This window comes from Acinetobacter sp. A2 (assembly GCF_048537555.1).
Lineage (GTDB): Bacteria > Pseudomonadota > Gammaproteobacteria > Pseudomonadales > Moraxellaceae > Acinetobacter.
The window spans coordinates 1,358,923-1,383,191 of sequence record NZ_CP183239.1 but is presented as its reverse complement, the minus strand read 5'-3'; the positions used below and the strand labels follow the sequence as shown (position 1 = coordinate 1,383,191).

Here is a 24,269-nt window from a genome sequence, read left to right as displayed (position 1 = left end):
TTTTTATAAATTGATGGTGACAGGAGTTAAAGCCTGCGAAATGCATAATTTGATTTGAGTATTGGGCTCATGGCTCACTTCACCCGTGAGCATGTTTTGCACGCTTCCATTGAGTTTGGTACAGGAACAGGTATTGCAAACACCCATACGACAGCCACTTGCAGGTTTTAATCCTGCATGTTCTGCACTATCCAATAAACTACCTTGAGCCATAAAACTTTGTTGAGCACGTAAAAACTGTACGGGTTGTGCTGTAATGTTTTCATTTGCTCTGAACTGAAAAAATTCAGTTTTTAATTGAGCGAATATATCTAAGTCTTGATAGATTTGCTGCGCACTTTTCATCAAAGCTGCGGCACCGCAGGCATAGCACATCCGCTGCTGAAAATCTGGAATATACTGCTGAATCAGTTCAAGCTGTAAGTGTTGCTGTTGCTGAGTCGTATTAAAATAATGCAATTTAAATTGAGGATACTGCTGAAGCAGTGAGTGCAACTCTGGAAGATAAGCATCATCGCGACTGAAATAAATCAAATCTAAATTTTGAGTGCTTTTCTTTAAGTGCTCGACTGCGAGTGCATAAATTGCGGTAATGCCGCTGCCCGAAGCAAGTAATAAAGTTGCCTGTTTGTGTGCAGATACATCTAGTATAAAGTCACCTTGCGCTTGTGAAATTTCCAGCACATCACCACGTTTTAAATTACATAGTGCATGTGAAACTCGACCTTGCTTTTTTACTGCAATGACGACATTACCCTGCGCTGTAATTTCTACCACAGAATAGCTGCGTTGCTGGCGGACACCTTGCAAAGTCAGAGTAACTAAAATACTTTGACCTGCACGTACATTGTTTTGCTTAAAGTTCTGATTAGGCCGAAGTTTAAGCTCAACAAAATCATCACTTAAATTACGTTGTGAGATGAGTTCTACTTTGACTTTTTTCCATGCCCAAGTGGGATGAACTTTTTCTGCTATAAAATCGATAAAATCTTCACGAATCCATTCGGGTTGATAGGCTGTAATGCTCATGTTCATTCCCCTTGCGATAATGTTTTTAATTAAAATACAAATGTTCTTTATTTCTTGATTGAAGATAAAACTTGAGGTTTGGCTGCACCATGTCATTACAGGACAAAGCCGTGTCTTTAGAATTTTATTATGTGTTTTTGTCTAACAATTTAAGGTGGTGGAGACGTTAGCTGAACTTAAAAACTTAATAAAAAACCAAGCCGAAGCTTGGTTTTTTATTTTTAATTATTGAATTAAAAGGTTATTCATCAAAATGAATTACACTGCGAATTGATTTACCTTCATGCATCAAATCAAAGGCTTTATTAATTTGTTCAAGTTTCATGGTATGGGTCACAAAAGGTGCCAATTGAATATCACCACGCATGGCTTCATTTACCATTTCAGGAAGTTGTGAACGACCTTTCACTCCACCAAATGCTGTACCTTTCCATGTACGGCCTGTAACCAACTGGAATGGACGTGTTGAAATTTCCTGACCTGCACCTGCAACCCCAATAATAATTGACTGCCCCCAACCACGGTGTGCACACTCCAAAGCTGAACGCATAACATTGGTATTGCCAATACATTCAAATGAGTGATCAACGCCCCAACCTGTTTTTTCAACGATAACTTCCTGAATTGGGCGGTCATAATCTTTAGGGTTTAAAAATTCAGTTGCACCAAATTGTTCTGCCAGTTTGAATTTCTCAGGGTTAGTATCAATCGCAATAATACGGCTGGCTTTGGCTTTACGTGCACCTTGCACGACAGCTAAGCCAATTCCACCTAAACCAAACACTGCAACGGTATCGCCTTCTTGGACTTTGGCTGTGTTTTTAACTGCCCCCAAACCTGTCGTTACACCACAACCCAGTAAACAGACCTGTTCGTGATTGGCTTCAGGGTTAATTTTAGCCAAAGAAACTTCTGCAACCACAGTATATTCACTAAAAGTTGAACAGCCCATGTAGTGATAAATTGGCTGCCCGTTATATGAAAAACGTGTTGTTCCATCGGGCATGACACCTTTACCCTGTGTAGCACGGACTGAAACACATAAGTTAGTTTTACCTGACTTACAGAATAAACACTCACCACATTCTGCGGTGTATAGTGGAATTACGTGATCGCCAGGTTGTACACTGGTCACACCTTCGCCTACTTCAACAACAATTCCTGCACCCTCATGGCCTAAAACTGCAGGAAAAACACCTTCAGGATCATCACCCGATAAAGTGAATGCATCGGTATGACACACCCCTGTATGGGTAATTTTGACCAAGACCTCACCTGCTTTAGGCGGAGCAACATCAATTTCAACAATTTCGAGTGGTTGACCAGGGCCAAAAGCGACGGCTGCACGTGATTTCATGAGCACATTATCCCTAAAAAATTTGATTAACAGATGACTAACAGTATCCTCTTTCTATTGCGCGTTTCAAGCATTAACATGAATAGAATATCAACGTATAACAATATGCTAGAGAAGACTTAAGAATAATGACGCACACCCCAACACAGTACAGGCTTGGGATATTGGCTTTTGCAGCTATTTTACTGACAGGATGCAGTTTGCCTATGAATCAAGCAAGTAAAGATAGTCCTGTAGAACACTATGTAGATCATTGGCTAAATGGCAATGAAATTGATGCACATTTGGCCAAAAATCTCACTGCTTATTTGGCACTGAACGATGCGTTCAGTAGTATCGCCTCGCGTTTATACTTGATTCAAAAAGCACAGCATCATTTAGATTTACAATATTATATTTGGGAAGATGACTTAATTGGTCAGCTAATGCTGGCTGAACTTTTAAAAGCTGCAGATCGCGGGGTAAAAGTACGTTTATTGATTGATGATCAAAACGGTACGCAACTTGATTCGACCTTAAAAAGACTGGTTCAGCATCCTAATTTTGAAATTAAAATCTTTAATCCCTACAAGTTTCGTAATATTCGCGTCTTGGATTACCTGTTTCGATTTAAGCAGATTAACCACCGGATGCACAATAAACTGATTATTGCCGATGGCGCGATTGCCGTTACAGGTGGCCGTAATATTAGTCGTGAATATTTTGATGCCAGTGAAAACTTCCAATTTACCGATATGGATATTCTGTTTTATGGCAGTGCAGTCCCACAGGCCAATGCTGTATTTTTAGACTTTTGGAATGATGAATTAAGTTATTCAGTGCATCAGCTACTCGGTGCAGGCAGCGCAGTTCAACTTAGAGAATTGCGTAATCTTTATGAACAAAATGCAAAATATAAAGATAAGATTCGTGAACGGGTTGCCAGTGCGCAAGAAGAAGTCAGCATTAAATTGGAACAGCACCCTGTACAGTGGGTGAATGCACATTTTGTGGCGGACTCTCCGAATAAAATTCGTGGCAATGCTGAAACTGAGCAACTTATTTATCAGCAAATGCTCAATATTATGGGCAAACCCAAACAGCATTTGGAATTAGTTTCTGCCTACTTTGTTCCAACCGAAAAAGGCATGCATGCCCTGACCAATTTAGCGAAAAATGATATACAAATTCGGGTGCTTACCAATTCTTTTCTAGCTAATGATGTGCCCTTGGTACATGCGTTTTACCAGAAATATCGGGTAGATTTACTCAAGTCAGGTGTGCAATTATACGAATTTAAACCCTATATAGAGCGCAAAAGAAGAACTTGGTATGAAGTTGCAACGGGCAATGTAATTCCCGCCAAAGGTAAAAATGCCTCAAGTTTACATGCTAAATTCTTTGATATAGATGGTATGGTATTTGTAGGTTCTTTTAATTTTGATCCACGCTCTGCCAATTTAAATACTGAGGTCGGTTTAGTTCTAGAGTCAGAACAGCTTCAAAATGATGTTTCTCAATCTTTAGACCAATACTTACCGCAAATTGCCTATCAACTCAAATTAAATGAAGATGATGAACTGATTTGGTTAGATCACCAAGCCGACGGCAGTGTTAAAACCTATACCCATGACCCCGAAACCACAAAGTTCCAACGTTTTATGATGCATGCAATCTCTTATTTACCCATTGAATGGATGATGTAATGACATTGTAGTGTCTTTTATAGAGTCTAATAAAATACGTATTGATTGTGGATACCAATTACAAGATTAGTTAATATTAATATCAAAAGTTACTTATAGTAAGCCAATTTCTTTAAATAAGCTTAAATAGGCTTCTGCCTTTTTCTCTAAAGCCAAAGGATAAGCGCGTGATGAAGATGGCATGCGGTATAAACGTATCTCACGATTAGCCAAGTAACTTTGTGTCGACTGCCCAATCTGAGGTTTTTCTGTTTCTACTGGCATTGACTGCATGAGGGTATCTGTAGCTTTATCACCTGTAGTCATAATACTGCGGCATTCAGGCATCTGCTTTAAAAGTGCTGCAATATCCATATTTTGATGAATCTGCAAAAACTTATCGGAAGCATTGCCCTTGAGTCGAATCACCTGTTGCGCCGTATCAGAAATAGCGATTCCTGTTGCATTTAAGAACTCAATAATTTTATTTAAATGAAAGTTTTTATGTTCTAAATCTAAAAAATAGTTTTTATCTTGAAAAAAGCATAAACCAAAAATTCGCCACATATCGTTTTGATAATTCGGATAGTAAAAATCCATTTTCCAGCGGCTTTTTGGCGGAGGAAAACTACCCAACATTAACAGCTTAGCATTGGCGGGTAAAAAGGGTTTAAGCGGATGGGTTTCTATTTTGGAATCAGTCATTTATAGATAAAGTGTTTTATATTTTCAAATTCAGCTAAGACATTACTGTGCGGGCAACTTCATAATGGTTTTTATGTAATTTCCCTTGATTGAATAACCAGGTCGCAACTTCTGGCCAGAAGTACATGGCAGATTTAGATGCAAGCCCATACATAGGACGTGGAAAATTACCATCTCCACGTTTATTTTGAGCATATAGAGATAATGCTTGACGAGTCATACCCGCACGTTCAGCCATTTCGGCCAAAGTAGAATACCCTTGCTCTTCCACAATCAAATCATGAAATCCTAATGAGCGAATATCGTTTAAAGCAGAGCTAACAGCTTGTTCTGCATTGTCAGCTTCACGATCAAATTCAAGATAAATTGTATCGTTATAGCTACAAAGTAATGCATCATCACAACCCGCTTCAAAAAATTTATCTTCTAGTTCGGATAGATTAGCACGTGCATCACGTACCACAACGGTAAAGTGATAGTTATTCATAGCTCATCTCCATTACATTGCTTTAGCTTACGCAGGATTTGCTTTGCATGTGTTTCAGGATCTTTAGGTGTGCTCCACACACTCATTTGATGTTCCGTATGACCTAGGATACATTTTAATCGGCAAAATGCATGTCCTGACTTGCCAGAGTCGACAACATCCCAACTTCAACAGCATAGTCAATCGCTTCGCGAATATGCTTATTGGGATGTTTCTTCATTTTTCCACCTTTATCTATTTTTTAACTATAGCACCATGTTGACCAATGTCAACAAAAGAATTATCAAAAAATTACCTGAATTTATACTTAGTATTGCATCTATTTTAAAACCACGCTAAAACCCTATCCGCAACGTCTTTCCCCCAAATTTTATAAATTTCTTTACTCGGATGAAAACCATCTTTTGCCATTTCTAGATTCATGGACTGATATTTCTGAATATCGTATTCGATCCACTGCATAGCATCGTGTTGTGCAACAAATTGGGCTAATTTTTGATTCATTTGCTGTGCATATTGACCAAATAACCATGCCAAAGGGTTGGGCAATGCTGGAAATAAATGCATCGGTGGTACGCCTGTTGCAATAATCAATTCAGGTTGAAATTTATCCTGAATTAACTGATAAAACTGCTGTTGTTGCTTTATCCATTTTTGTGCAGACATGAGTTTAGTAACATCATTCACACCAACTGATGTCACAACGACGTCATATTTTTGATTGCTAAGTTTTTGTGTTTGATGAATAACTTGTGCTGTATTGTTACCCGATTGTGCTTCCAAACACCAATGCAGCTGATATTGATGTTTTAACTCAGCAATCATTGCACCGAGTAAGGCATCTTGCTGATGTTCTACGCCTACACCCGCAGCAGCGGAGTCACCTAAAATTAATAATGACAGTGGTCGGCCTTGCCCTGTAATACCCTTACGCTCACCTGAGGGTTCGGGCAGCCTTATAGTATTTTTCTGCACTCTACTGCCCTGTATTACTAAGGCTGGAATTAAGGCAAGGGTTGCCGTTTTTAACCACATACAACTTTCACTCTAAAAGACAAAGGCAGTAAAACTAAAAAGTAAACGCTCAAATATAAAAATAGCACCCCATCATTTAAAGTGAGTCATGTATAACTCATCATCTTTAAATTTTAGGATGCTAATCTGAAAATCAAAACACCACTGTTTAGCCCAGTTTATTCACCAGTTTTAATGGTAAGACTTTCATGGCTAAACCAAGTGGCAACCATGGCCATTTAGGTACATAAGCCTTAATAGGTGCTTTTTCAATTTCTGCGGCAAGTAAACGTGAACCTGTTTTTTCATCCACCTCAAACGGTAATTTTTTTGCACCTTCGTTAATCTCGGTACGTATATAACCTGGGAAAATTGTGGTGACTTGAATAGGCGTATCAATTAGTTCTGCACGAATACCTTCTGCTAAATGTGCCACTGCAGCTTTACTTGCGCCGTAAGCAGTCAGATGTTTTGGCATACCACGAATGGCACTCATAGATGAAATCATCACCAAATGCCCTGAATTTTGCTCACGGAAAATTTCAACTGCTGCTTCACACTGTGCCAAAGCCGAAATAAAGTTGGTTTCTACCGTAGCTTTGTTGATGGCAAAGTTGCCTTTACCAATGCGACGTCCTTCGCCCACACCTGCATTGACAATAATTCGATCCAACTGTCCAAAGTTTTGTTTAAATTCACGAAATACCTGAAATACTTGATCGTAATTGGTAACGTCCAAACTTTTAGCAATCACACGAATACCATATTGCTGCTCAAGTTCCTGTTTCAATGTTTCTAAACGCTCTAAACGTCGTGCACAAATGGCAAGGTTATAGCCCTTTTGAGCGAATTCACGCGCCATACCTGCGCCAATTCCAGAACTTGCACCTGTAATTAGAATTGTTTTTGTCATGGTTCGATCCTTGTTAAATCCAAGTCAATAAATTTGAGTTTTCAGCTTTAATAAAATGATGTTCATTTAAGCTTAAGAGTTGTGGCTCGCTGCCCACCAAGCGTAAAGTGGTGATGCTTGAGTTGGTAATCGCCCAGTTCAATGCAAAGGTTTTATTAGGCGTTAAGCCCAAAATTTTACCTGCCGCTACAGAAATGACACCACCCGAAGTAAACACAACTGCATAACGTGGCTGCTTTTGTGCCAAGTCGGTACATAAATTTTGTAAGGCATCTTCCACACGTTGTTTGAAATGCGGCCAAGATTCTTCATATTCATGGTGATACTCACCACCTGTCCAGCGCTCAATTGCACCTTCAAAAATCTTTGCCAAATACGCACGAGGATTCACCTCTTTAGCCACATCCTGCTTCATTAGTTCAGGGTGATTAAAACGCGGCTCATACTGCGCAAAGACTTGTTGATGATTAAACTCATTCCAAGCACTGTCAGTTTGAATTTCAACTTCAGGAAAACACTCTGCTAAAGCCAATTGCGCCGTTTGCTGATGACGCTGCATTGAACCAGCAACGACATAAGGCGCTTCTTTTAAAATACGTTCAAAGTAGCGGCCGAGTAATTTGGCCTGTAACTCACCATTAGGCGAAAGTTGGTCATAACTTTCTGCACCAAACGAAGCTTGCCCATGACGAATTAAATAAATAGTGGTCATTTCGGCATGAGTTCCTTAAATTTAGCGATGTATTTTTGCGCCAGTTCATTGGCTTCAATCTTTTGTAAACCAATAAGCTTCAACGCACGAATATGCAAGGCATGAATCACAATCCAGAAGTCTTTAAACGCAGGATTATTGGTTTGTTTGTGGTAATAGCGATAATAAATTTGCTGAGCAATCACGGCTAAACGGAAAATTCCAAATACTTCATAGAAAGTCCAGTTGTCAGTGCTTAATCCAGTTTTTTGCAAATAGTAGTCCACCACTTGCTGACGCGTGAACATGCCTTTTAAATGCGTTGGTTGACGACGAGTGGCTTTAAAAATTTGGTTGTCCGTACCTTCTACCCAATACGCCAAAGCCGAGCCTAAATCCATAAGTGGATCACCCAATGTCGCCATTTCCCAGTCCAGCACGCCAATAACTTGCGTCGGATTTTTGGGGTCTAAAATGACATTATCAAAACGCCAGTCATTATGAATAATACAAGTTTTTGAATCGGCAGGAATATGGTCTAACAACCATTTACGCACATACTTAAAAGATGGCACGTTAATGGTGTGTGCTTTTGCATAGCGAGCATCCCAACCTTCTACCTGACGACGACAATAGCCATCGCCCTTGCCTAATTTTTCAAGCTCTGTCCCCCGATAAGGCACTTGATGCAATTCAATGAGTTTATCAATGACATTCACACAAAGTTCATGCACTTGCGTTTCGTTAAACTCAAGTTCAGGCGGCAATTTAGCTCGTGGAATAATACCTTCAATGCGTTGCATCACGTAAAAATCACAGCCAATTACAGATTCATCCTGACACAAAGCCACCATTTCGGGTAATACAGGATAAAATGGTGCTAAATTCTTTTGCACATGATATTCACGTGCCATGTCGTGGGCAGATTTGGCCTTAGTACCTTTAGGTGGACGACGTAAAATTAAATCGGTATTACTATACTTGAGGCGATAGGTCCAGTTTGATGCACCACCTGAATATTGTGTGACTTCTACGGGTTCAACGACTTCTACATTTTGTTGTTTTAACCATGCCGTGACCGCCTGAATATCGAGCTCTTCGCCATCGCGTACTGTGCCGCCTACATCAATAACTGACATTATTTTTCCCTAATTTTCTATCTTTTTAAATCTAGCATAAATTTTCTGCGTTCTCTTAAGATGTATTGGCAATATCAACAATATTGCCAAATACCATGCAAGAGAAACAGGAAAAAGTGTGCGCTAATGCCTTATTTTTTACGACTGCTACGGTAGCCACGTTTTGCCAACTCGAGTTTAGCAATCATGCCTTTATGTACTTCATCAGGCCCATCGGCAAGACGTAAACTACGGGCTTGGGCAAAGAAACCTGTGAGCGGCGTATCTCTAGACACGCCTGCACCACCATGAATTTGCATGGCCATATCTACCACTTTTTCCAAGACACTTGGTGCAACAACTTTAATTGCGGAAATTTCAGTCAATGCCGCCATATTACCTAAAGTATCCATTTTATAGGCTGCATATAGGGTTAATAAACGCGCCTGATCAATGGCAACACGCGCTTCTGCCACACGTTCCAAATTACCACCAAGTTTTAAAATTTCCTTACCAAATGCGGTACGGCTCATGCCGCGATCGATCATCAATTCTAAAGATTTTTCGGCTGCCCCGATGCAACGCATGCAGTGGTGAATACGGCCTGGCCCTAAACGACCTTGTGCAATTTCAAAACCTTGCCCTGCACCGCCAATAAAGTTTGCGACAGGCACACGCACATTATCAAAACTAACTTCACCATGACCATGAGGTGCGTCATAATCGCCAAATACAGGTAACATGCGCTCAATTTTAACGCCCGCAGTATCTACAGGCACTAAAACCATAGAGTGTTGGTGATGTCGGTCTTTGCTTTCATCAGGGGTATGCGCCATAAAAATAATAATTTTGGCATTTGGATCGCCTAAACCCGAAGACCACCATTTACGACCATTTAAGACAATTTCATCACCATCTACCACAGCTGTCGCCTGCATATTGGTGGCATCACTTGAAGCCACTGCAGGTTCAGTCATACAAAATACTGAACGAATTTTGCCTTCTAGCAGCGGTGTGAGCCATTCTTGTTTCTGTGCTTCAGAACCATAACGCCACAAAACTTCCATATTGCCGCTGTCTGGTGCATTACAGTTAAAAACCGTTGGCGCAATTAAACTGCGACCACTGAGTTCTGCAATGTGTGCATATTCTTGTACCGACAAGCCCTGCCCCAATTCTGGACAAGGTAAAAACATATTGCATAAGCCAGCAGCTTTGGCTTTGGCTTTTAGTTGTTCTAATTGTGATGGCCATTGCCATTTGGTCCAATCACCACCCTGATTCAGCTCATGGACTTCTGCCCAAAATTCGGCTTCAATTGGCTCAATTTCTTGGGCAATAAAGGCTTTGGTACGTTCTATATAGTCTTTGGCACGTGCAGATAGCTCAAACATGGTTCAAATCCCTTAAAATATTGTATTCATTGCTTTACAACACCTTAACTTGAAAACTAATATGAACAAAATGATTTAATTCAATAAAACACTATGAATCATATTCATAATAATGCAAAAATTGATCTTGCTGCTTTTCATCGTTTAGACATCAATTTATACCCAATGTTTGTTGCAATTTATGAACAGCGCAGTATTTCCAAAGCAGCACAAATTTTGTGTATCAGCCAATCTGCTGCCAGTCATGCTTTGCAACGTTTAAGACAGCATTTACAGGATGATTTACTGGTGCGTAATGGCAATAAAATGTTACCTACTCCTTTTGCTGAGCAAATTTATCCCACCATAAAAAATGCCTTGTTGGCCATTCAAAGTATTGCGGTACAAAAACAGCAGTTTGAACCCAATATGCTGCAATCACTTAAAATTGCTGTACATGATGAAATTGAACCGATTATTTTTCCTAAACTGGTGGCGCATTTCCAAAACCTGAATCTAGATATTCAATTTTTTAGCCACAAATTAGAGCGTAAAACGGTTTTGGCAGATTTGGCTGCCCAGCAAATTGATTTTGTCATTGATTTAGAACAAAACTTTGGCGATAAAATCCAGTTTCAATCTTTAGTACAAGATCAATTTGTAGTGTGTAGCCAATTAAATGAAATGACGACGGAACTGTATTTATCATCTGCGCACATTGGGGTTTCATCGCGCCGTACTGGTATGTTGCTTGAAGATATTTATTTGCATCAAAAACAATTATCGCGACAGGTTTTTTTACGTTGTCAGCACTATTCAACAGCCTTACAAATTTTGCAGCAGCATCCCCAAGCGATTTTGACCATACCGGAAATGATCTTAAAACATTTAAGCATCAGCCAAAAACTAAAGATTTTTACCGTTCCTGTAGACCTGCCTTTGATCAATATGGGGATGTATTGGCATAAAGACTTACAGGAAAATTCAAGACATCATTTTTTAAGACAGGAAATTTCTAAAATTTTTGCTTAGGCTATTTTGGTCAATTGGTACTATTAGTGCTTTCCTCATTTTTTAACCAACTTAAAAATGTCGGCTAAAACGACGGCGATAATCTAAAGGTGTCAGCCCTGTTTTCTTTAAAAATAAACGGCGAAACGAGCTGCTGTCATTGTATCCAACTGCTAGCATAATCTGCTCAACGGTATAGTCGGTTTGTTCTAATTGTTTACGTGCAGCTTCTATACGCATAGCCTGTAAATATTGATTCGGTGCTAAGTCCAATGCTGCTTTAAAACGGCGAATGAGGCTGCGAGTGCTTAGATTGAAATGCTGAGCGACCTCATCTAAATTAAAGTTTTGCGAATAATGCTGTTCCATCCAATTTTGAACTTCCTGCACTAACGCATCTTGATGTGGTTTGGCAATTTTCATTAAGGAGTATGACAACTGGCTGTCACGGCGATAATCAATGACAAAAGATTTTGCAGTCTGTATCGCAACTTCAAAGCCATAAAAACGCTCAATTAAGTGCAAACCTAAATCAAACCATGCTAAGCCCCCTCCTGCACAGTAGATATGATCTGCATGGGTAATCATTCGCTCTACTTTTAATTCAACTAGCGGATAGCGCTGCTTAAAAATAGCTTCAAAACCCCAATGCGTCGTAGCCTGCTTGCCGTTTAGAATTCCCGCTTCAGCCAAGAAGAAATTACCAGTGCAATTTGCCGCAATCATGAAATGCTGCTGCTGTGCGTACTGTAAAAAATTTATCAATTCTGGTGTTCGTTGCAGCACAGACAATAAAGCGGCACCAATGGTTGGTACAACCACAAGGTCTGCATGTTGAATTTCCTGATAGCTAAATTCTGCATACATTTTAATGCCGTTAATGCATTGAATACTTTGCCCTTTGGGACTGGCAATTTTCACTTCAAACAGACGTTCAATCTGCTGGTTTTGAATACGGTTCCAACTGGCACCTGCCAGAGAAAATAAATCAACAATACCTGTAATGGCCGATGCCAAAGCACCATCAAAGGCTAGAATTACCACTTGCTTCATTGTTCTAATTCAATTTGTCACTTTTAGCTGCTTTGATGTCATTATTGACAATCGTCAGCTAATCTAGCAACTGTTATTTTTAACCCCAATATAAAAATATTCGGGTAAACCATGACACAGCTCATCAACGATCAAAATTTAGAATTTATGTTGTATCAGGTATTTAATGCTGAGCAATTGAACTCGTTTGAGCGTTATCAGGAACATGACAAAGTCACTTTTGACAGTATCCTGCATACAGCCAAAGGCATCGCCTGCGATTATTTTGCAGCGCATAACAGCAAAGCTGATCAGCAAGAACCAAGTTTTGATGGAAAAAAGGTAGAAACCATTGCCGAAGTGAAAACTGCATGGCAACAGTTTGCCAACGCAGGTTTGCTCAGTGCACAGCATGATTATGCAGACGGCGGCATGCAATTACCTACGCTCATCAATATGGCTGCAAATGCCTATTTTATGTCAGCCAATCCATCTACAGTGGCCTATTCATTCCTGACTGCTGCCGCAGCCAACGTAATTCAAGCGTTTGGCACAACAGAACAAAAACAGCGCTTTCTTCCACACATGTTCAGTGGCCGTTTTTCTGGCACGATGGCACTGACAGAACCAAACGTTGGCTCATCTTTAGGGGATTTGATCACTAAAGCCATTCCGCAGGCAGATGGCCAATACCTGATTAAAGGCCAAAAAATGTTTATTTCTGGTGGTGATCAAGACATTACCGAAAATATTGTGCATTTGGTTTTGGCACGTATTCAAGATGCACCCCAAGGGGTAAAAGGCATATCCCTATTTATTGTGCCTAAATTCAGAACGCATTTAGATGGTACATTAGCAGAAGCCAATGACGTACAACTTGCCGGCTTATTACACAAAATGGGCTATCGTGGCACAACATCTACCGTACTGAATTTTGGTGAGCAAGATGCTTGCTTAGGCTATTTAATTGGTGAAGCGGGTTCTGGTCTTAAATATATGTTTAAGATGATGAATGAGGCTCGTGTTGGTGTGGGTTTAGGTGCAGCTATGATTGGTTACCGTGGCTATTTGGAATCTTTGGAGTATGCCAAGCAGCGTCCACAGGGTCGTTTAGCGACTGAGAAAAATCCTAACAGCAAGCGTGTTAATATTATTGAACATGCAGATGTAAAACGTATGTTGTTGGCACAAAAGTCTTATGTTGAAGGTAGTTTGGCCTTATGTTTATTTGCTGCACGTTTAATAGATGAACACCAAGCAAATCATGATACTGACAGTGAAATTTTACTGGATTTAATTACCCCTATTGTAAAGTCCTTCCCTTCTGCTTATGGACCTAAAGCGAATGATTTGGCTATTCAGGTTCTAGGTGGTGCGGGCTATACCCGTGATTATCCTATAGAGCAATATTATAGAGATAACCGACTCAACCCAATTCATGAAGGTACTTTTGGTATTCAGTCATTAGATTTACTGGGACGTAAATTATGGCAGCATCAGGGTAAAGGCTTGAGCTTACTCATGCAGCGTATACAGCAAACGCTTACTGAAGTCTCCCATCCTGAAATACAAACCCTGGCCACAATTTTCCGTAATCATTTGGACACTGTCCAAAAGACCACGCAAACTCTTGGTACTGCCTTACAACAAGGCAAAATTCAGGAAGGACTGGCAAATTCGGCCTTATATTTAGATATGATGGGTAAGACTATGATTGCTTGGCTCTGGTTAGAGATGGCTAACAAAGCACATTTGCATTATGCAGCATCTACACACGAGCAAGACCAACACTTTTGGTTAGGGAAATTACAAGCCGCTCGTTATTTTATACGTTGGGAGTTGCCTGAAATAGAGCATCAAGCCAAACTGCTGTGTAGTTTTGATGATAGCTGCTCCACGATGCAAGCAGACTGGTTTTAATTAATTAAAAAGGGATTGTGCTATTTATAGACACAATCCCTGCTTCCTTCACGTTTATATTGAAATTGATATTGAATGAATATTTAAAATTTCGCTTCGAGCACTTTTGCCGAGACTTTGCCTTTCCATAAATCACGCAAAATAGGTAAATAGAATTTTTCACCGACTTCAACTAATTCTGCATCAATCAAGGCATGCGTTTCATGCATGAATAAATAATCCAGTTCCACTGTTTCTAGTTGTGGTTGCGCCTTGGCAAATGCTTTGCGTTTTTGTTGGGCTTGTTTGACTAACTGATCTGCGAAAGTTTTGCTCTTAAATTGACTAATTGCATTTAAACGCAATTCAATTACGCCCCAACCACTAAGCAACAATTTAAATAATGCAAGGTCTGCAGTGGTAGATTCCCAAGTCATTTCTTCTAGGTTTTCATTTTCAGGCAATACAGGAAGCATCAGTTCCATTACGCTTGGGAAAATCTTTTTAAAATTCAGAATAAATTTAACAGGATGCTCACCTGGATAATCTTGAAATTGCACATGTTGCTGAACATCAGTTAAATAAATATCGAACATTGAAAAAACCTTAAATAAGACACCGTTGTTTATCATTTTATCTTAAGTATGTGAAACAACAGCATACTTATAAAAGCATAAACAACAAGGGAGATGCATTTTAGCAACTATAGCATTTAATTCAATGTCGTATTTTTTGACAGCTCACAACAAAGTCTAAATTGAATAAGAAAACCGCCTCTTGGCGGCTTTCCTTTAAAGTATTGGGTATGCAAAATGAGTGATGATCATTCAGCAAGGTAAATTATTTCTGTTCCCTTAACGGATGATCTGGTTCAGCATTGGGCTTTTTCTGTGGCTCAGTGTTTTTATAAAGATCGTGCTTACCTTTATCTTCATTCGACTCTTGATGCAGATTTGACTCCTGCTGTGATGGATTGTTATTGCTCATGTGGTTAGTCCCTTATTTCTGTCTACGTTAAGAAATTAATAAAATGAATCGGGAGCAACATCAATAATGCTTATGTTACCCCTTACCAATCTGCAACAGAGCAACAAAATGATTATAAAAAAGTCTGTATTGACCTAATTTAAGCAAGGCACATACAGACTTTTTAAATACACTCAGCCCCGACTATTTAGCATTTGGCGCAATCATCTGCTCAGGACGCACCACCTCATCAAACTGTTCTGCCGTGACCAAATTCATTTCTACCGCAACTTGTTTTAAGGTTTTATTTTCCTTGTAGGCAGTTTTAGCGACCTTGGCTGCATTTTCATAACCAATCACAGGATTTAATGCTGTGACCAACATGAGTGAGTCATGTAAAAAATGATCTATTTTTTCACGATTGGCTTCAATTCCAATAGCACAATGTTCATTAAAGCTGTTACAAGCATCACCAAGTAATTGAATCGATTGCAACAAGTTATAAGCAATCACGGGCATGAACACATTCAATTCAAAATTACCCGATGCGCCTGCAACATTAATTGTGGTGTCATTACCCAAGACTTGTGCGACTACCATGGTCATGGCTTCACTCTGAGTTGGATTAACCTTGCCTGGCATAATACTTGAGCCAGGTTCATTTTCAGGAATACGCAACTCACCAAAACCACAACGTGGGCCACTGGCCAACCAGCGAATGTCATTGGCTATTTTATTTAAGCTTACCGCCAGTGTTTTTAATGTGCCAGATGCAAACACTGCAGCATCGCGCCCAGCCAAAGCTTCAAATTTATTGGGTGCAGTGATAAACGGCAAACCTGTAAGTTCGGCTAATTGTGCTGCTGCTTTTACTGCGTAATCTGGGTGAGCATTCAACCCCGTACCTACCGCAGTTCCACCAAGTGGTAATTCATATAATCCTGTTAAGGCCTGTTGTAAGCGCTTTAAGCCATGATCAAGCTGAGACACATAACCACTAAACTCCTGCCCTAAGGTTAAAGGTGTGGCATCTTGTAAATGTGTACGACCAATTTTGACAATATCTGAAAACGCTTCACTTTTGGCATGTAGTGTATGCCGTAAGGCTGTTACCGCAGGAATAAGAAGCTCATTCATTTGCAAGCTTGCAGCCACATGAATGGCTGTTGGAAACGAATCATTGGTCGATTGTGCACGGTTAACATGATCATTTGGATGTACTGGCTTTTGTGCACCCAGTGGATTCCCCAGTTTTTGATTGGCAATATTGGCAATGACTTCATTGCAGTTCATATTGCTCTGTGTGCCTGAACCCGTTTGCCAAACCACCAATGGAAATTGGCTGTCCCACTGACCTGCAATTACTTCGTCTGCAGCCCCCACAATATACTGCGCCAACTCCTGAGGAATTTGTCCTAACTCTGCATTCGTGATTGCAGCGGCTTTTTTAACCAAGCCCATGGCTCGAATCATGGGACGTGGCAAACGCTCATGACCAATTTTAAAATTTTGTAAGCTGCGTTGGGTTTGTGCTCCCCACATCGCATCATTGGGAACTTCAACTTCACCCATAGTGTCATGTTCAATACGTGTTTGCATGTTCCGCCTCTTTCCCTAATGATTGTTAGATGATATTAATTTGATCTTACAAAAAGTCCGCCACCCAGTAAATGATAATTATTATCAATAATAGCTTTTGAGAATATTTGCTTTCACGATGCTAACGTATATGTGACCTATCTACCTCGTTCTAAATTCTCTCTAATGCTTCAAGGTATTTTGATAAAACCGCCATTCATCTTCCAGCATTTTTTCCAGACTACGTTTAGGTTGCCAGTTTAGATATTGCTCTGCCTTGTCCAAACTTGCCCCTAATTGATCCAGTTCAGGGTGCTCATAATGAATTGCAGGCATAGTATGGATTTCAGCCTCAGTGACTTGGGCAATTTGCGCCAACAACTGTTTAATTGAAATGACCTCGCCTGCAATATTAAATGCCTCACACGCATGCGTTTGCTGAAATAACCAGTGCAATGTCGCAATAACTGCTTCACAGGCATCTAATACATGCACAAAACTACGTTCTACCGTTTGATCGTCTGTATTGGCTTGTTGACGCAGTTCAATTGCTTCCCGCTGCTGTACCGCGACTTGCATCGCCAAAGGAATAATATTTTTGGGTAGTGGCGCAACAACTTCGCCCAATACTCCATGTTCAAATGCACCAGCAACATTACTCAAGCGCAAAATGGCAATATTCCATTCATTATCGGTTCTAAAGGTATCTCTAATGATTTCTTCAACCATTTGCTGTGATTTTACATAAGGGTTGGCATAGGCATAATTAAAAGGCTGAGTTTCTTCTAAATCCAGTCCTGATTTGCCATAGACTGCCAAACTCGACAAATGCACCAAACGTCGCACACCTGTACGCTGCATAGAGCGCAATAAACTCATAATGCAACTGACATTATCGTTATAATATTCCAGCGGCTTTAACACCGATTCTTCTAAAGATTTAAAGCCCGCACAATGCACCACTGCAGCAATTGAATATTGTTCAAAAACTTTGTTTAAAGCAGGCGTATTGCGTATATCCACTTTGGCAAAAGGCACATAACGCCCTGCAATATATTCAAGTCGCTCTAAAGTTTGCATGCTTGAATTAGATAAATTATCTACAATAATGACCTCTTGCCCTTGAGCCATCAGGCTTAATGCAATGTGTGAGCCTATAAAGCCTAAACCACCAGTCACTAAAATCATTTATACTACCTTTGTCTTTATGAAGTCCAAATGCGCTTAGGCACATTTCATTAGTGAATTTTGATGAGTACCTTATTACTAATAACCTCTGCACCAACCTCCATTCATGCGTGGCATGCACTGGGGCTTGCCCAAGCTTTACAACACAAAAATGAAGCATTTCGTGTGTTTTTCTATCAAGATGGCGTTGCTGTGGCGAACGAATTGCAATGGGTACCTGACGATCAACGCAACCTGAAAACTGAATGGCAAAAATTGGGCATTCGTTTACCAGTATGTGTCAGTGCTGCCCTAGCACGAGGAATCTGCGATGCAGAGAATGCCAAACGCCACCAACTCAGCCAACACAATTTAGCCAAAGGCTTTGAATTAGTAGGCTTGGGCGAATTGGCCGATGCTGTGCAAAGTACAGAACGCCTGATTCAATTCTAAGCAATCTGTTATTAACCATGTGTTGCATTTAAAAGGTAAATTGTGTGAAAACTGTACTCGTTATTTTACGTCAGGCCAATTTAAGCAGTCTGCAAGTCCATGAAAGCTTGTCAGCAACGATGGTTTTGGCCACTTTTGGTTGTGAAGTCAAAGTCTTATTGCAAGACGCTGCCTTGAGTTTGTTGCAATCTGACCTTGCTTTTGACTCGCTACAACACGCCTTTAAGCTTGCGTCCAACTTGGTCGATAGCTTTGAATTTTACGATCTGAGTCCTATTTTGATAGAAAGTAAGCATGCTCAATCGGCTTTTGTACAAAATACACCACATGAAATTGAGTTGGTTGAGCTGAATCGCGCATTGATTCAAAGTTTTGATCGGGTTTTATATTGGTAATTTGCCTTAACTTAAAATGAATCGAGCATCGTATGTCTGAAGCACAGTTATATTTAGTCCAGTCTAGTTTTTCGAGTACACCTGCAGTTTTGGAACAACTCCAAGCGCTCTATGCCCCACAAGATTCTGTAGTTTTAATGGGTGGTGCAGTGCTGCATCAAACTCATGCTATATGTGCAGGTTTAGACAAAATTTATATGTTAGAGCATGATGCACAAATGCTGAATGGTCACCTGGCTGCCAATATACAAGTTTTAGATTATGTCGCTTTTGCAGACCTGTGTTTGGCACAGCAACGCTGTATCAGTTTAAAATAACTGTTTGTAATATTTTACCAAAGACCTAAAAAACGAAGATATAGAGTTTTCGCATTTATGAACCAAAACACAACTCTCGAACTAGACCAAGATGGACATTTATTGGATTACACCATTTGGGATGAACATGTCGCACAACAACTGGCAAATAGTTTAGACCTTGAGTTAACTGCATGGCATTTTCAGGTACTGCAAGCGGTACGTCAGTTTTATCAGCAGTTTGGGCACTCGCCTGCGACTCGACCTTTAATTAAGTTTTTAATGAAAACGGTTGGCCCAAAAATTAACAATGCCGTTTTACAGGAAAAATTTAACACTGGTTTGGTTGCACGTCATTTGAGTCGCTTAGCGGGTATTCCCAAACCTGCCAACTGCTTATAGCATTTTTTATGATTGTTAAATCGAAATAATTGATCGCTTTTTGCCTTTAATGTTCTAGGCTTCTTGCGCATCTTTTAGGTTTTGCTGTGCCTGAATGGCATGATAATACACAGGCGTCAGAAATGGTTTTACCTGTTTGGCATGTAACGCTTCACCACATGCTGAACAGACTAGAATAGGCTCAAACTTTTGGGCACAGGTTTTATGAATATATTCCACAGGTTTGCCTAAGCCTTGATCCATCCATTTATCTGCCCATTTCACCATAGACAGCATTAAGGGATATAACTCTAAACCTTTTTCAGTCAGTTTATATTCAAAACGCTCTTGCCGCTCTACATAAGGGACTTTGACTAAAACGCCATGCTCCACCAAACGCTTTAGACGATCAGATAAAACATGCCGCGTAACCCCTAAATGCTGCTGAAAGTCATCAAAGCGACGCATTCCCATAAAGGCGTTACGTATGATTAGCAATGTCCAACGGTCACCAATAACCGATAAAGTACGTGCAATTGAACACGGTTGATCACCAATTTCATCCCACTTCATCTATAGCCGTCCGTTCTGACTCAATACTTTCAAATTAAAGGATTCTATAAATTTTGCAAAGCAACTTTTGTTCATATACAGATATAAATTTAAGTTTTACTTCACAATACAGCATAAATTAAACACATCATAAAAAAATCCCCAATTTAGGGGATTCAGCGTTATTTCAGCACTAAGCTTACTGATTGATCTATTCTACAACAGCAGATGCAGCTAAAAGGCATTGATAAACCTTACTTCGCTTCTGCACAAAAAACCTGCTCGGTCATACCCGAGGCAGTCAAACTATTATGCTGTTGTTCCAAGTAACGATTGGCTACCATCAGCATGACACTGGCGGGATATAAATTTGGATTGCGCTCTGAAATATCTGCAATATTTTTATAGGCTTGGTAACGTGCACAAAATGCCTGTTTTTGCTCATTGGCAGTGGCTTGACTAGCAGGATCATCCAATACCTTTTTACTGTCATTCACCACTTGGGTGTATTGATTCAATAAGGCTTGATATTCTTGCTGAGACAAATGGCTGTGAGGCTGCTTTGCCTCACTCGCAAGCTTTGCTGTAGCTGTTTCCGCTGCCTGAAGACTAAAACTCAGACTGGAAAAGCTTAGTAATAGTGCAACACCAATTTTATTCAGTTGCATGATATGCCGTACGCTAAAATTAAGATGCATCGCCTTCTTTCCATACGTCTTCATAGTCTTCTGCATCTATCATAAAACGATAGCCTTCTTCCAAAGCCAAATATGGCAGTACATCGGGTAAAATGTCTTGTAACTCACGCACGGTCATGGTTTCAAAGTTGACATCATCTTCACCGAGTTCACCACCATAGATATACCAAGCTACTTGCTCATCACCTTCTGCCTTTTTACGCAAGCCAACTATCGGGTCTTTATTTAAAGTTTGTACAGCAACTGCTACCACGTCATCACCACTGACTTCGACATAAGTTGAACCAAATTCTTCACAAAGTAATTGCTGTTCTTCAATCAATGCTGCCAATGCAGTATTTTTTTGCTTTTGTTGTGGTTTAGGCATAGGGCTTTCCTGATCTGATACGCTGAAGTGAAGTCATAAATATTTATAAATAAACTTAGGATATTCTAGCGAGATTGCGCATAGAGAAAACTTTTATTTTAGGTTTTAGACATTGATTTGATCTGTTGAATGATTGTGCATTAGGCCCAAATCACCAACATTGCTGCTAGCATAACTAATCCCAACCCCCAATGGTCTGTTCGGGCGAGTTTTTCTTTAAAGAAATAGGCAGAAATTAGTAAGCTGAATAATATTTCAATTTGACCAAGTGTTTTGACAATTGCCACTGTTTGCATACTCATCGCACTAAACCAACCCAGTGACGCTAAAAAGCTACAGATACTGACTTTAAAGGTCAGCCCTACACGTTGCCACATCGCATATAAAGTGTGTCGTTTAAAAATGCCTAAATATGCCAATAAAATACAGCATTGAAAACCAATCACCCAAACCAATACCCATGCAGCGCGGTGGATAAAAGGCAAAAAATCAAGTTCTAAACTGGCTTCGCGTACTAAAAGTGAGGTGACGGCAAAACTCAGCCCACTGCCAATTCCAATAGCCAAAGTAGTCAAAGAAAAGTCGCTGCGCTGATTGCCTTTACTGAGTAAAAAAACTGCGATACCACCAATAGCAACACCGAGCCAAGCCAAAGCACTTAAATGTTCCTGTAAGAAAATCACACCGACGATTGCGGCCAGTACCGCTTCACTTTTGGCAAGGCCAACACCGACTGCATAATTTTTCTGTTGGAAAAGTTTGACCATTAAAGCGGTTGCCAATATTTGGCAAATAGCAGCAATAACTATATATAGCCAAAACTTTGAACTGAATTGTAGCTCGACTTGCACAGGCTGTTGCCACTGCAAAAGATTTAAATAAAGCACAGCAAAAGGTAAAGCAAAAATAAAACGTGCGAGCGTTACGCCGTAGACATCAACAGTGGTGCTAAGTTGTTTTTGAAAAGCATTACGCCATGCCTGCATAAAAGCAGCCATTAAGGTAAATAGCACCCAACTAGAAATCATCATCTACCACTAACTTAGATCCGCAGCGCTATAATTTACGCCTATTCAGTTCATTTTGCGATGGCGGATTAACTTTGTAATCGCCAATTACAAGCATTACAGCCTATATTTTGGAGCAATAAACAAAAAGACATTCATCGATCAATGAATGTCTTTAGTTTAGAATAGAAATAATGACTGAATTAAATGTTCAATACGCAATCATTAAAAACACAGTCATTAAAACTTATCGGCATTGACCACTAGAGCCACCCCAATACAGAACAAGGCAACATATACGGTAAACCAAATAATCATGTGTTTAAAAGCTTTGTCTGAAATACTGCTATCGGCATATTTCTGCGGTTTGCGTGGTGAATTATCTTCTTGCATATCGACTCCGATCTGACCAGACAAGTGGAATATTTGTATTATCTAAAACTAATGCACACTGCTGTAGATACAAATAATTCATTTAAAACTATAACAGTTAAGTGATCTACCAAGCCTATCTGTTATATAAATACTGATTTATTACATGATTTAATATTAAAATTAGAGCAAAATACACTTTAAGCAATAACACCTAGCATACGGAATGTTGCAATGTATAAATCAGAACAACTGGCTTTGAATATTCGGCAACTGATCGAAAATGGTGCATGGAAACCCCATAGTAAATTGCCTTCATTGCGAGAACAGTCGCACATGAGTGGCTATAGTTTAATGACGGTTTTAAATGCTTATCAGGAACTTGAAGCACAAGGGTTGGTGTATGCCAAGCAAAAGTCTGGCTTTTATGTCGCAGAACGTTTTAATTCTCAGCCAGTTCATACGGTCAGTAGCTTAAGTCTAAATTCCAACATTCAAATGAATTCTTTGGTATTTCGTTATTTGAAATCCATTCAGTCTGAAACCGTGTGTCCTTTAGGTTCTGCTTTTCCCAATGCAGAATTACTGTTTAATGCCAAATTAATGCAAATTTTGGCACAGCATGCCAAGCGAAAAAGTAGCTATTTTAGTCATGACCACATGCCACCTGGGCATAACGAATTAAGAAAGATTATTGCTAATCGGTACTGTTTACAAGGCATACCCACACATGCAGATGACATTGTCATTACATCAGGTGCTTTAGATGCTTTAAATTTGTCATTACAAGCCTTAACCAAACCAGGCGATTTTATTTTATTACAAGAAACAATTTTTTATGGTGCTTGGCAAGCTGCAGAGCGCTTAGGCTTACAGGTGATTACCATTCCTGAACATCCTGTTTCAGGTTTTGATATAGCGTCCTTTGAACAAGCATTGAAGCAATATCCAATTAAAGTGTGCTGGCTCATGCTAAATAGTCATAACCCGATTGGCTTTAGTGTGCGTCATGAAATTAAACAGCGTATTGCTGAACTATTAGAAGAATATCAAGTCTATTTAATTGAAGATGATGTCTATCAAGAGCTGTATTACGGTGCGCAAAAACCTCTACCTATGAAATATTTTGATAAAACACAGCGTGTATTGCACTGCTCTTCTTTTTCTAAAACGCTCGGTGCTGCGGTACGCGTGGGCTGGGTCTATGCAGGGCAATTTTCCAATGCAATTCAACATTTGCAATTAATGAGTACAGTTTCAGCAAGTCCTTTACTACAAAATAGTTTGGTCGATTTTCTATCGCATCACCACTATGAAAAGCATGTACGTCTGTTACGTAGTCAGTTGGAAAAGCATAAAAAAGTGTTTTATCAACAACTGAAACAACGTTTAAATCCTGCATGCAAGATTCACTACTATTCTAGTGGTTATTTTTTATGGGTTGAGTTGCCCATAAATTTAGATGGTTACGCAGTTTATCAAGCCTTAATTCAACAACAGATTGGTATTGCACCAAGTCAGTTATTTCGTTCTGAGCACGTTAAACAAAACTTTATCCGTTTAAATTGCTCTTTTGCTTGGACAGCAGAAATTGAACATGCGGTTACTGTACTTGCAGAGGTGATTCAGCAACATATTACGGCACACAAACAACTAGAAATATAACGTGATCTATATGCCATATTTCGCAACAAAAAAAGAGCCGAGTTTTTCACTCAGCTCTTTTGAAAGTTTGTATTTAGTT

The 24,269-nt window shown here is 39.7% G+C and carries 27 protein-coding genes; 8 read left to right on the top strand and 19 right to left on the bottom strand.

Annotated features, from left to right (window positions below; translation table 11 throughout):
- Positions 1–3: 3 nt before the first annotated feature.
- On the bottom strand, positions 4–1,029 hold the full coding sequence (locus tag ACNS8M_RS06475) for a flavin reductase family protein (RefSeq protein ID WP_228278945.1): 1,026 nt from the start codon (positions 1,027–1,029) through the stop codon (positions 4–6).
- A 241-nt stretch (positions 1,030–1,270) separates the two neighbouring features.
- Positions 1,271–2,386, bottom strand: a complete 1,116-nt coding sequence (locus ACNS8M_RS06470; protein ID WP_419225302.1) for an S-(hydroxymethyl)glutathione dehydrogenase/class III alcohol dehydrogenase — start codon at positions 2,384–2,386, stop codon at positions 1,271–1,273.
- A 206-nt stretch (positions 2,387–2,592) separates the two neighbouring features.
- Between ACNS8M_RS06470 and ACNS8M_RS06465 the strand changes: the two genes are divergently transcribed.
- The gene (locus tag ACNS8M_RS06465; protein WP_168418300.1) at positions 2,593–4,071 is read left to right on the top strand and encodes a phospholipase D family protein; all 1,479 of its coding nucleotides are present in this window, start codon (positions 2,593–2,595) and stop codon (positions 4,069–4,071) included.
- Positions 4,072–4,164: 93 nt separating this feature from the next.
- On the opposite strand, the gene ACNS8M_RS06460 is transcribed toward ACNS8M_RS06465, so the two are convergent.
- The 7 genes from ACNS8M_RS06460 to ACNS8M_RS06430 all read right to left on the bottom strand — a co-directional run bounded on the left by ACNS8M_RS06460 (position 4,165) and on the right by ACNS8M_RS06430 (position 10,372).
- The gene (locus tag ACNS8M_RS06460) at positions 4,165–4,755 is read right to left on the bottom strand and encodes a uracil-DNA glycosylase family protein (RefSeq protein WP_168418299.1); all 591 of its coding nucleotides are present in this window, start codon (positions 4,753–4,755) and stop codon (positions 4,165–4,167) included.
- Between the two features lie 34 nt (positions 4,756–4,789).
- Positions 4,790–5,242, bottom strand: coding sequence for an XRE family transcriptional regulator (locus tag ACNS8M_RS06455; RefSeq protein ID WP_168418298.1), 453 nt, complete (start codon positions 5,240–5,242; stop codon positions 4,790–4,792).
- 324 nt (positions 5,243–5,566) lie between these two features.
- A complete protein-coding gene (locus ACNS8M_RS06450; RefSeq protein WP_419225301.1) occupies positions 5,567–6,277 on the bottom strand; it encodes an SGNH/GDSL hydrolase family protein in 711 nt (236 codons plus the stop codon).
- Positions 6,278–6,425: 148 nt separating this feature from the next.
- On the bottom strand, positions 6,426–7,169 hold the full coding sequence (locus ACNS8M_RS06445) for an SDR family oxidoreductase (RefSeq protein ID WP_168461111.1): 744 nt from the start codon (positions 7,167–7,169) through the stop codon (positions 6,426–6,428).
- A 13-nt stretch (positions 7,170–7,182) separates the two neighbouring features.
- Positions 7,183–7,881: a histidine phosphatase family protein gene (locus tag ACNS8M_RS06440; protein ID WP_168418295.1), complete on the bottom strand. Its 699-nt coding sequence runs from the start codon at positions 7,879–7,881 to the stop codon at positions 7,183–7,185.
- On the bottom strand, positions 7,878–8,999 hold the full coding sequence (locus tag ACNS8M_RS06435) for a phosphotransferase family protein (RefSeq protein WP_168461112.1): 1,122 nt from the start codon (positions 8,997–8,999) through the stop codon (positions 7,878–7,880). The genes ACNS8M_RS06440 and ACNS8M_RS06435 overlap by 4 nt, the downstream gene beginning before the upstream one ends.
- A gap of 131 nt (positions 9,000–9,130) precedes the next feature.
- Entirely contained in the window at positions 9,131–10,372 is a 1,242-nt protein-coding gene (locus ACNS8M_RS06430; protein ID WP_168418293.1) for an acyl-CoA dehydrogenase family protein, read from the bottom strand.
- Between the two features lie 93 nt (positions 10,373–10,465).
- On the opposite strand from ACNS8M_RS06430, the gene ACNS8M_RS06425 reads away from it, so the two are divergent.
- Positions 10,466–11,383: a LysR family transcriptional regulator gene (locus ACNS8M_RS06425; protein WP_168418292.1), complete on the top strand. Its 918-nt coding sequence runs from the start codon at positions 10,466–10,468 to the stop codon at positions 11,381–11,383.
- Positions 11,384–11,434: 51 nt separating this feature from the next.
- On the opposite strand, the gene ACNS8M_RS06420 is transcribed toward ACNS8M_RS06425, so the two are convergent.
- Positions 11,435–12,415, bottom strand: a complete 981-nt coding sequence (locus tag ACNS8M_RS06420) for a GlxA family transcriptional regulator (RefSeq protein ID WP_419225300.1) — start codon at positions 12,413–12,415, stop codon at positions 11,435–11,437.
- A gap of 111 nt (positions 12,416–12,526) precedes the next feature.
- Between ACNS8M_RS06420 and ACNS8M_RS06415 the strand changes: the two genes are divergently transcribed.
- Positions 12,527–14,314 carry an acyl-CoA dehydrogenase gene (locus tag ACNS8M_RS06415; RefSeq protein WP_168461114.1) on the top strand — a complete coding sequence of 596 codons (1,788 nt, stop codon included), beginning with the start codon at positions 12,527–12,529 and terminating at the stop codon, positions 14,312–14,314.
- Positions 14,315–14,397: 83 nt separating this feature from the next.
- On the opposite strand, the gene ACNS8M_RS06410 is transcribed toward ACNS8M_RS06415, so the two are convergent.
- From ACNS8M_RS06410 to ACNS8M_RS06395, 4 genes are all read right to left on the bottom strand, one after another.
- Positions 14,398–14,889: a hypothetical protein gene (locus tag ACNS8M_RS06410; protein WP_168461116.1), complete on the bottom strand. Its 492-nt coding sequence runs from the start codon at positions 14,887–14,889 to the stop codon at positions 14,398–14,400.
- Between the two features lie 244 nt (positions 14,890–15,133).
- Positions 15,134–15,280 (bottom strand): hypothetical protein, encoded by a 147-nt coding sequence (locus tag ACNS8M_RS06405; RefSeq protein ID WP_419225299.1) that lies wholly within the window; start codon positions 15,278–15,280, stop codon positions 15,134–15,136.
- 183 nt (positions 15,281–15,463) lie between these two features.
- Positions 15,464–16,858 (bottom strand): class II fumarate hydratase, encoded by a 1,395-nt coding sequence (gene fumC, locus ACNS8M_RS06400; RefSeq protein ID WP_168461118.1) that lies wholly within the window; start codon positions 16,856–16,858, stop codon positions 15,464–15,466.
- A 162-nt stretch (positions 16,859–17,020) separates the two neighbouring features.
- Positions 17,021–18,025, bottom strand: a complete 1,005-nt coding sequence (locus ACNS8M_RS06395; protein WP_168461119.1) for an SDR family NAD(P)-dependent oxidoreductase — start codon at positions 18,023–18,025, stop codon at positions 17,021–17,023.
- A 63-nt stretch (positions 18,026–18,088) separates the two neighbouring features.
- Here ACNS8M_RS06395 and tusD point away from each other — a divergent pair, with 63 nt between their 5' ends.
- Genes tusD through ACNS8M_RS06375 form a run of 4 tightly spaced genes read left to right on the top strand, consistent with a single transcriptional unit; the run spans position 18,089 to position 19,550 of the window.
- Positions 18,089–18,457, top strand: coding sequence for a sulfurtransferase complex subunit TusD (gene tusD, locus ACNS8M_RS06390; protein WP_168461121.1), 369 nt, complete (start codon positions 18,089–18,091; stop codon positions 18,455–18,457).
- A 44-nt stretch (positions 18,458–18,501) separates the two neighbouring features.
- Positions 18,502–18,852, top strand: coding sequence for a hypothetical protein (locus ACNS8M_RS06385; protein WP_168418284.1), 351 nt, complete (start codon positions 18,502–18,504; stop codon positions 18,850–18,852).
- A gap of 32 nt (positions 18,853–18,884) precedes the next feature.
- Positions 18,885–19,169, top strand: coding sequence for a hypothetical protein (locus ACNS8M_RS06380; RefSeq protein WP_168461122.1), 285 nt, complete (start codon positions 18,885–18,887; stop codon positions 19,167–19,169).
- A gap of 57 nt (positions 19,170–19,226) precedes the next feature.
- A complete protein-coding gene (locus tag ACNS8M_RS06375) occupies positions 19,227–19,550 on the top strand; it encodes a TusE/DsrC/DsvC family sulfur relay protein (protein ID WP_419225298.1) in 324 nt (107 codons plus the stop codon).
- Between the two features lie 54 nt (positions 19,551–19,604).
- Here ACNS8M_RS06375 and ACNS8M_RS06370 read toward each other — a convergent pair whose 3' ends face one another.
- From ACNS8M_RS06370 to ACNS8M_RS06350, 5 genes are all read right to left on the bottom strand, one after another.
- On the bottom strand, positions 19,605–20,102 hold the full coding sequence (locus ACNS8M_RS06370; RefSeq protein ID WP_168525818.1) for a winged helix-turn-helix transcriptional regulator: 498 nt from the start codon (positions 20,100–20,102) through the stop codon (positions 19,605–19,607).
- A gap of 233 nt (positions 20,103–20,335) precedes the next feature.
- On the bottom strand, positions 20,336–20,779 hold the full coding sequence (locus tag ACNS8M_RS06365) for a hypothetical protein (RefSeq protein WP_252726304.1): 444 nt from the start codon (positions 20,777–20,779) through the stop codon (positions 20,336–20,338).
- Positions 20,769–21,146: a hypothetical protein gene (locus ACNS8M_RS06360; RefSeq protein ID WP_168418280.1), complete on the bottom strand. Its 378-nt coding sequence runs from the start codon at positions 21,144–21,146 to the stop codon at positions 20,769–20,771. Before ACNS8M_RS06360 ends, ACNS8M_RS06365 begins: the two co-directional genes overlap by 11 nt.
- A 140-nt stretch (positions 21,147–21,286) precedes the next feature.
- A complete protein-coding gene (locus ACNS8M_RS06355) occupies positions 21,287–22,174 on the bottom strand; it encodes a DMT family transporter (RefSeq protein ID WP_419225328.1) in 888 nt (295 codons plus the stop codon).
- A 219-nt stretch (positions 22,175–22,393) separates the two neighbouring features.
- Positions 22,394–22,546 carry a hypothetical protein gene (locus tag ACNS8M_RS06350; RefSeq protein WP_168461126.1) on the bottom strand — a complete coding sequence of 51 codons (153 nt, stop codon included), beginning with the start codon at positions 22,544–22,546 and terminating at the stop codon, positions 22,394–22,396.
- A gap of 213 nt (positions 22,547–22,759) precedes the next feature.
- On the opposite strand from ACNS8M_RS06350, the gene ACNS8M_RS06345 reads away from it, so the two are divergent.
- Positions 22,760–24,190: a PLP-dependent aminotransferase family protein gene (locus ACNS8M_RS06345; protein WP_419225297.1), complete on the top strand. Its 1,431-nt coding sequence runs from the start codon at positions 22,760–22,762 to the stop codon at positions 24,188–24,190.
- Positions 24,191–24,269: the final 79 nt, after the last annotated feature.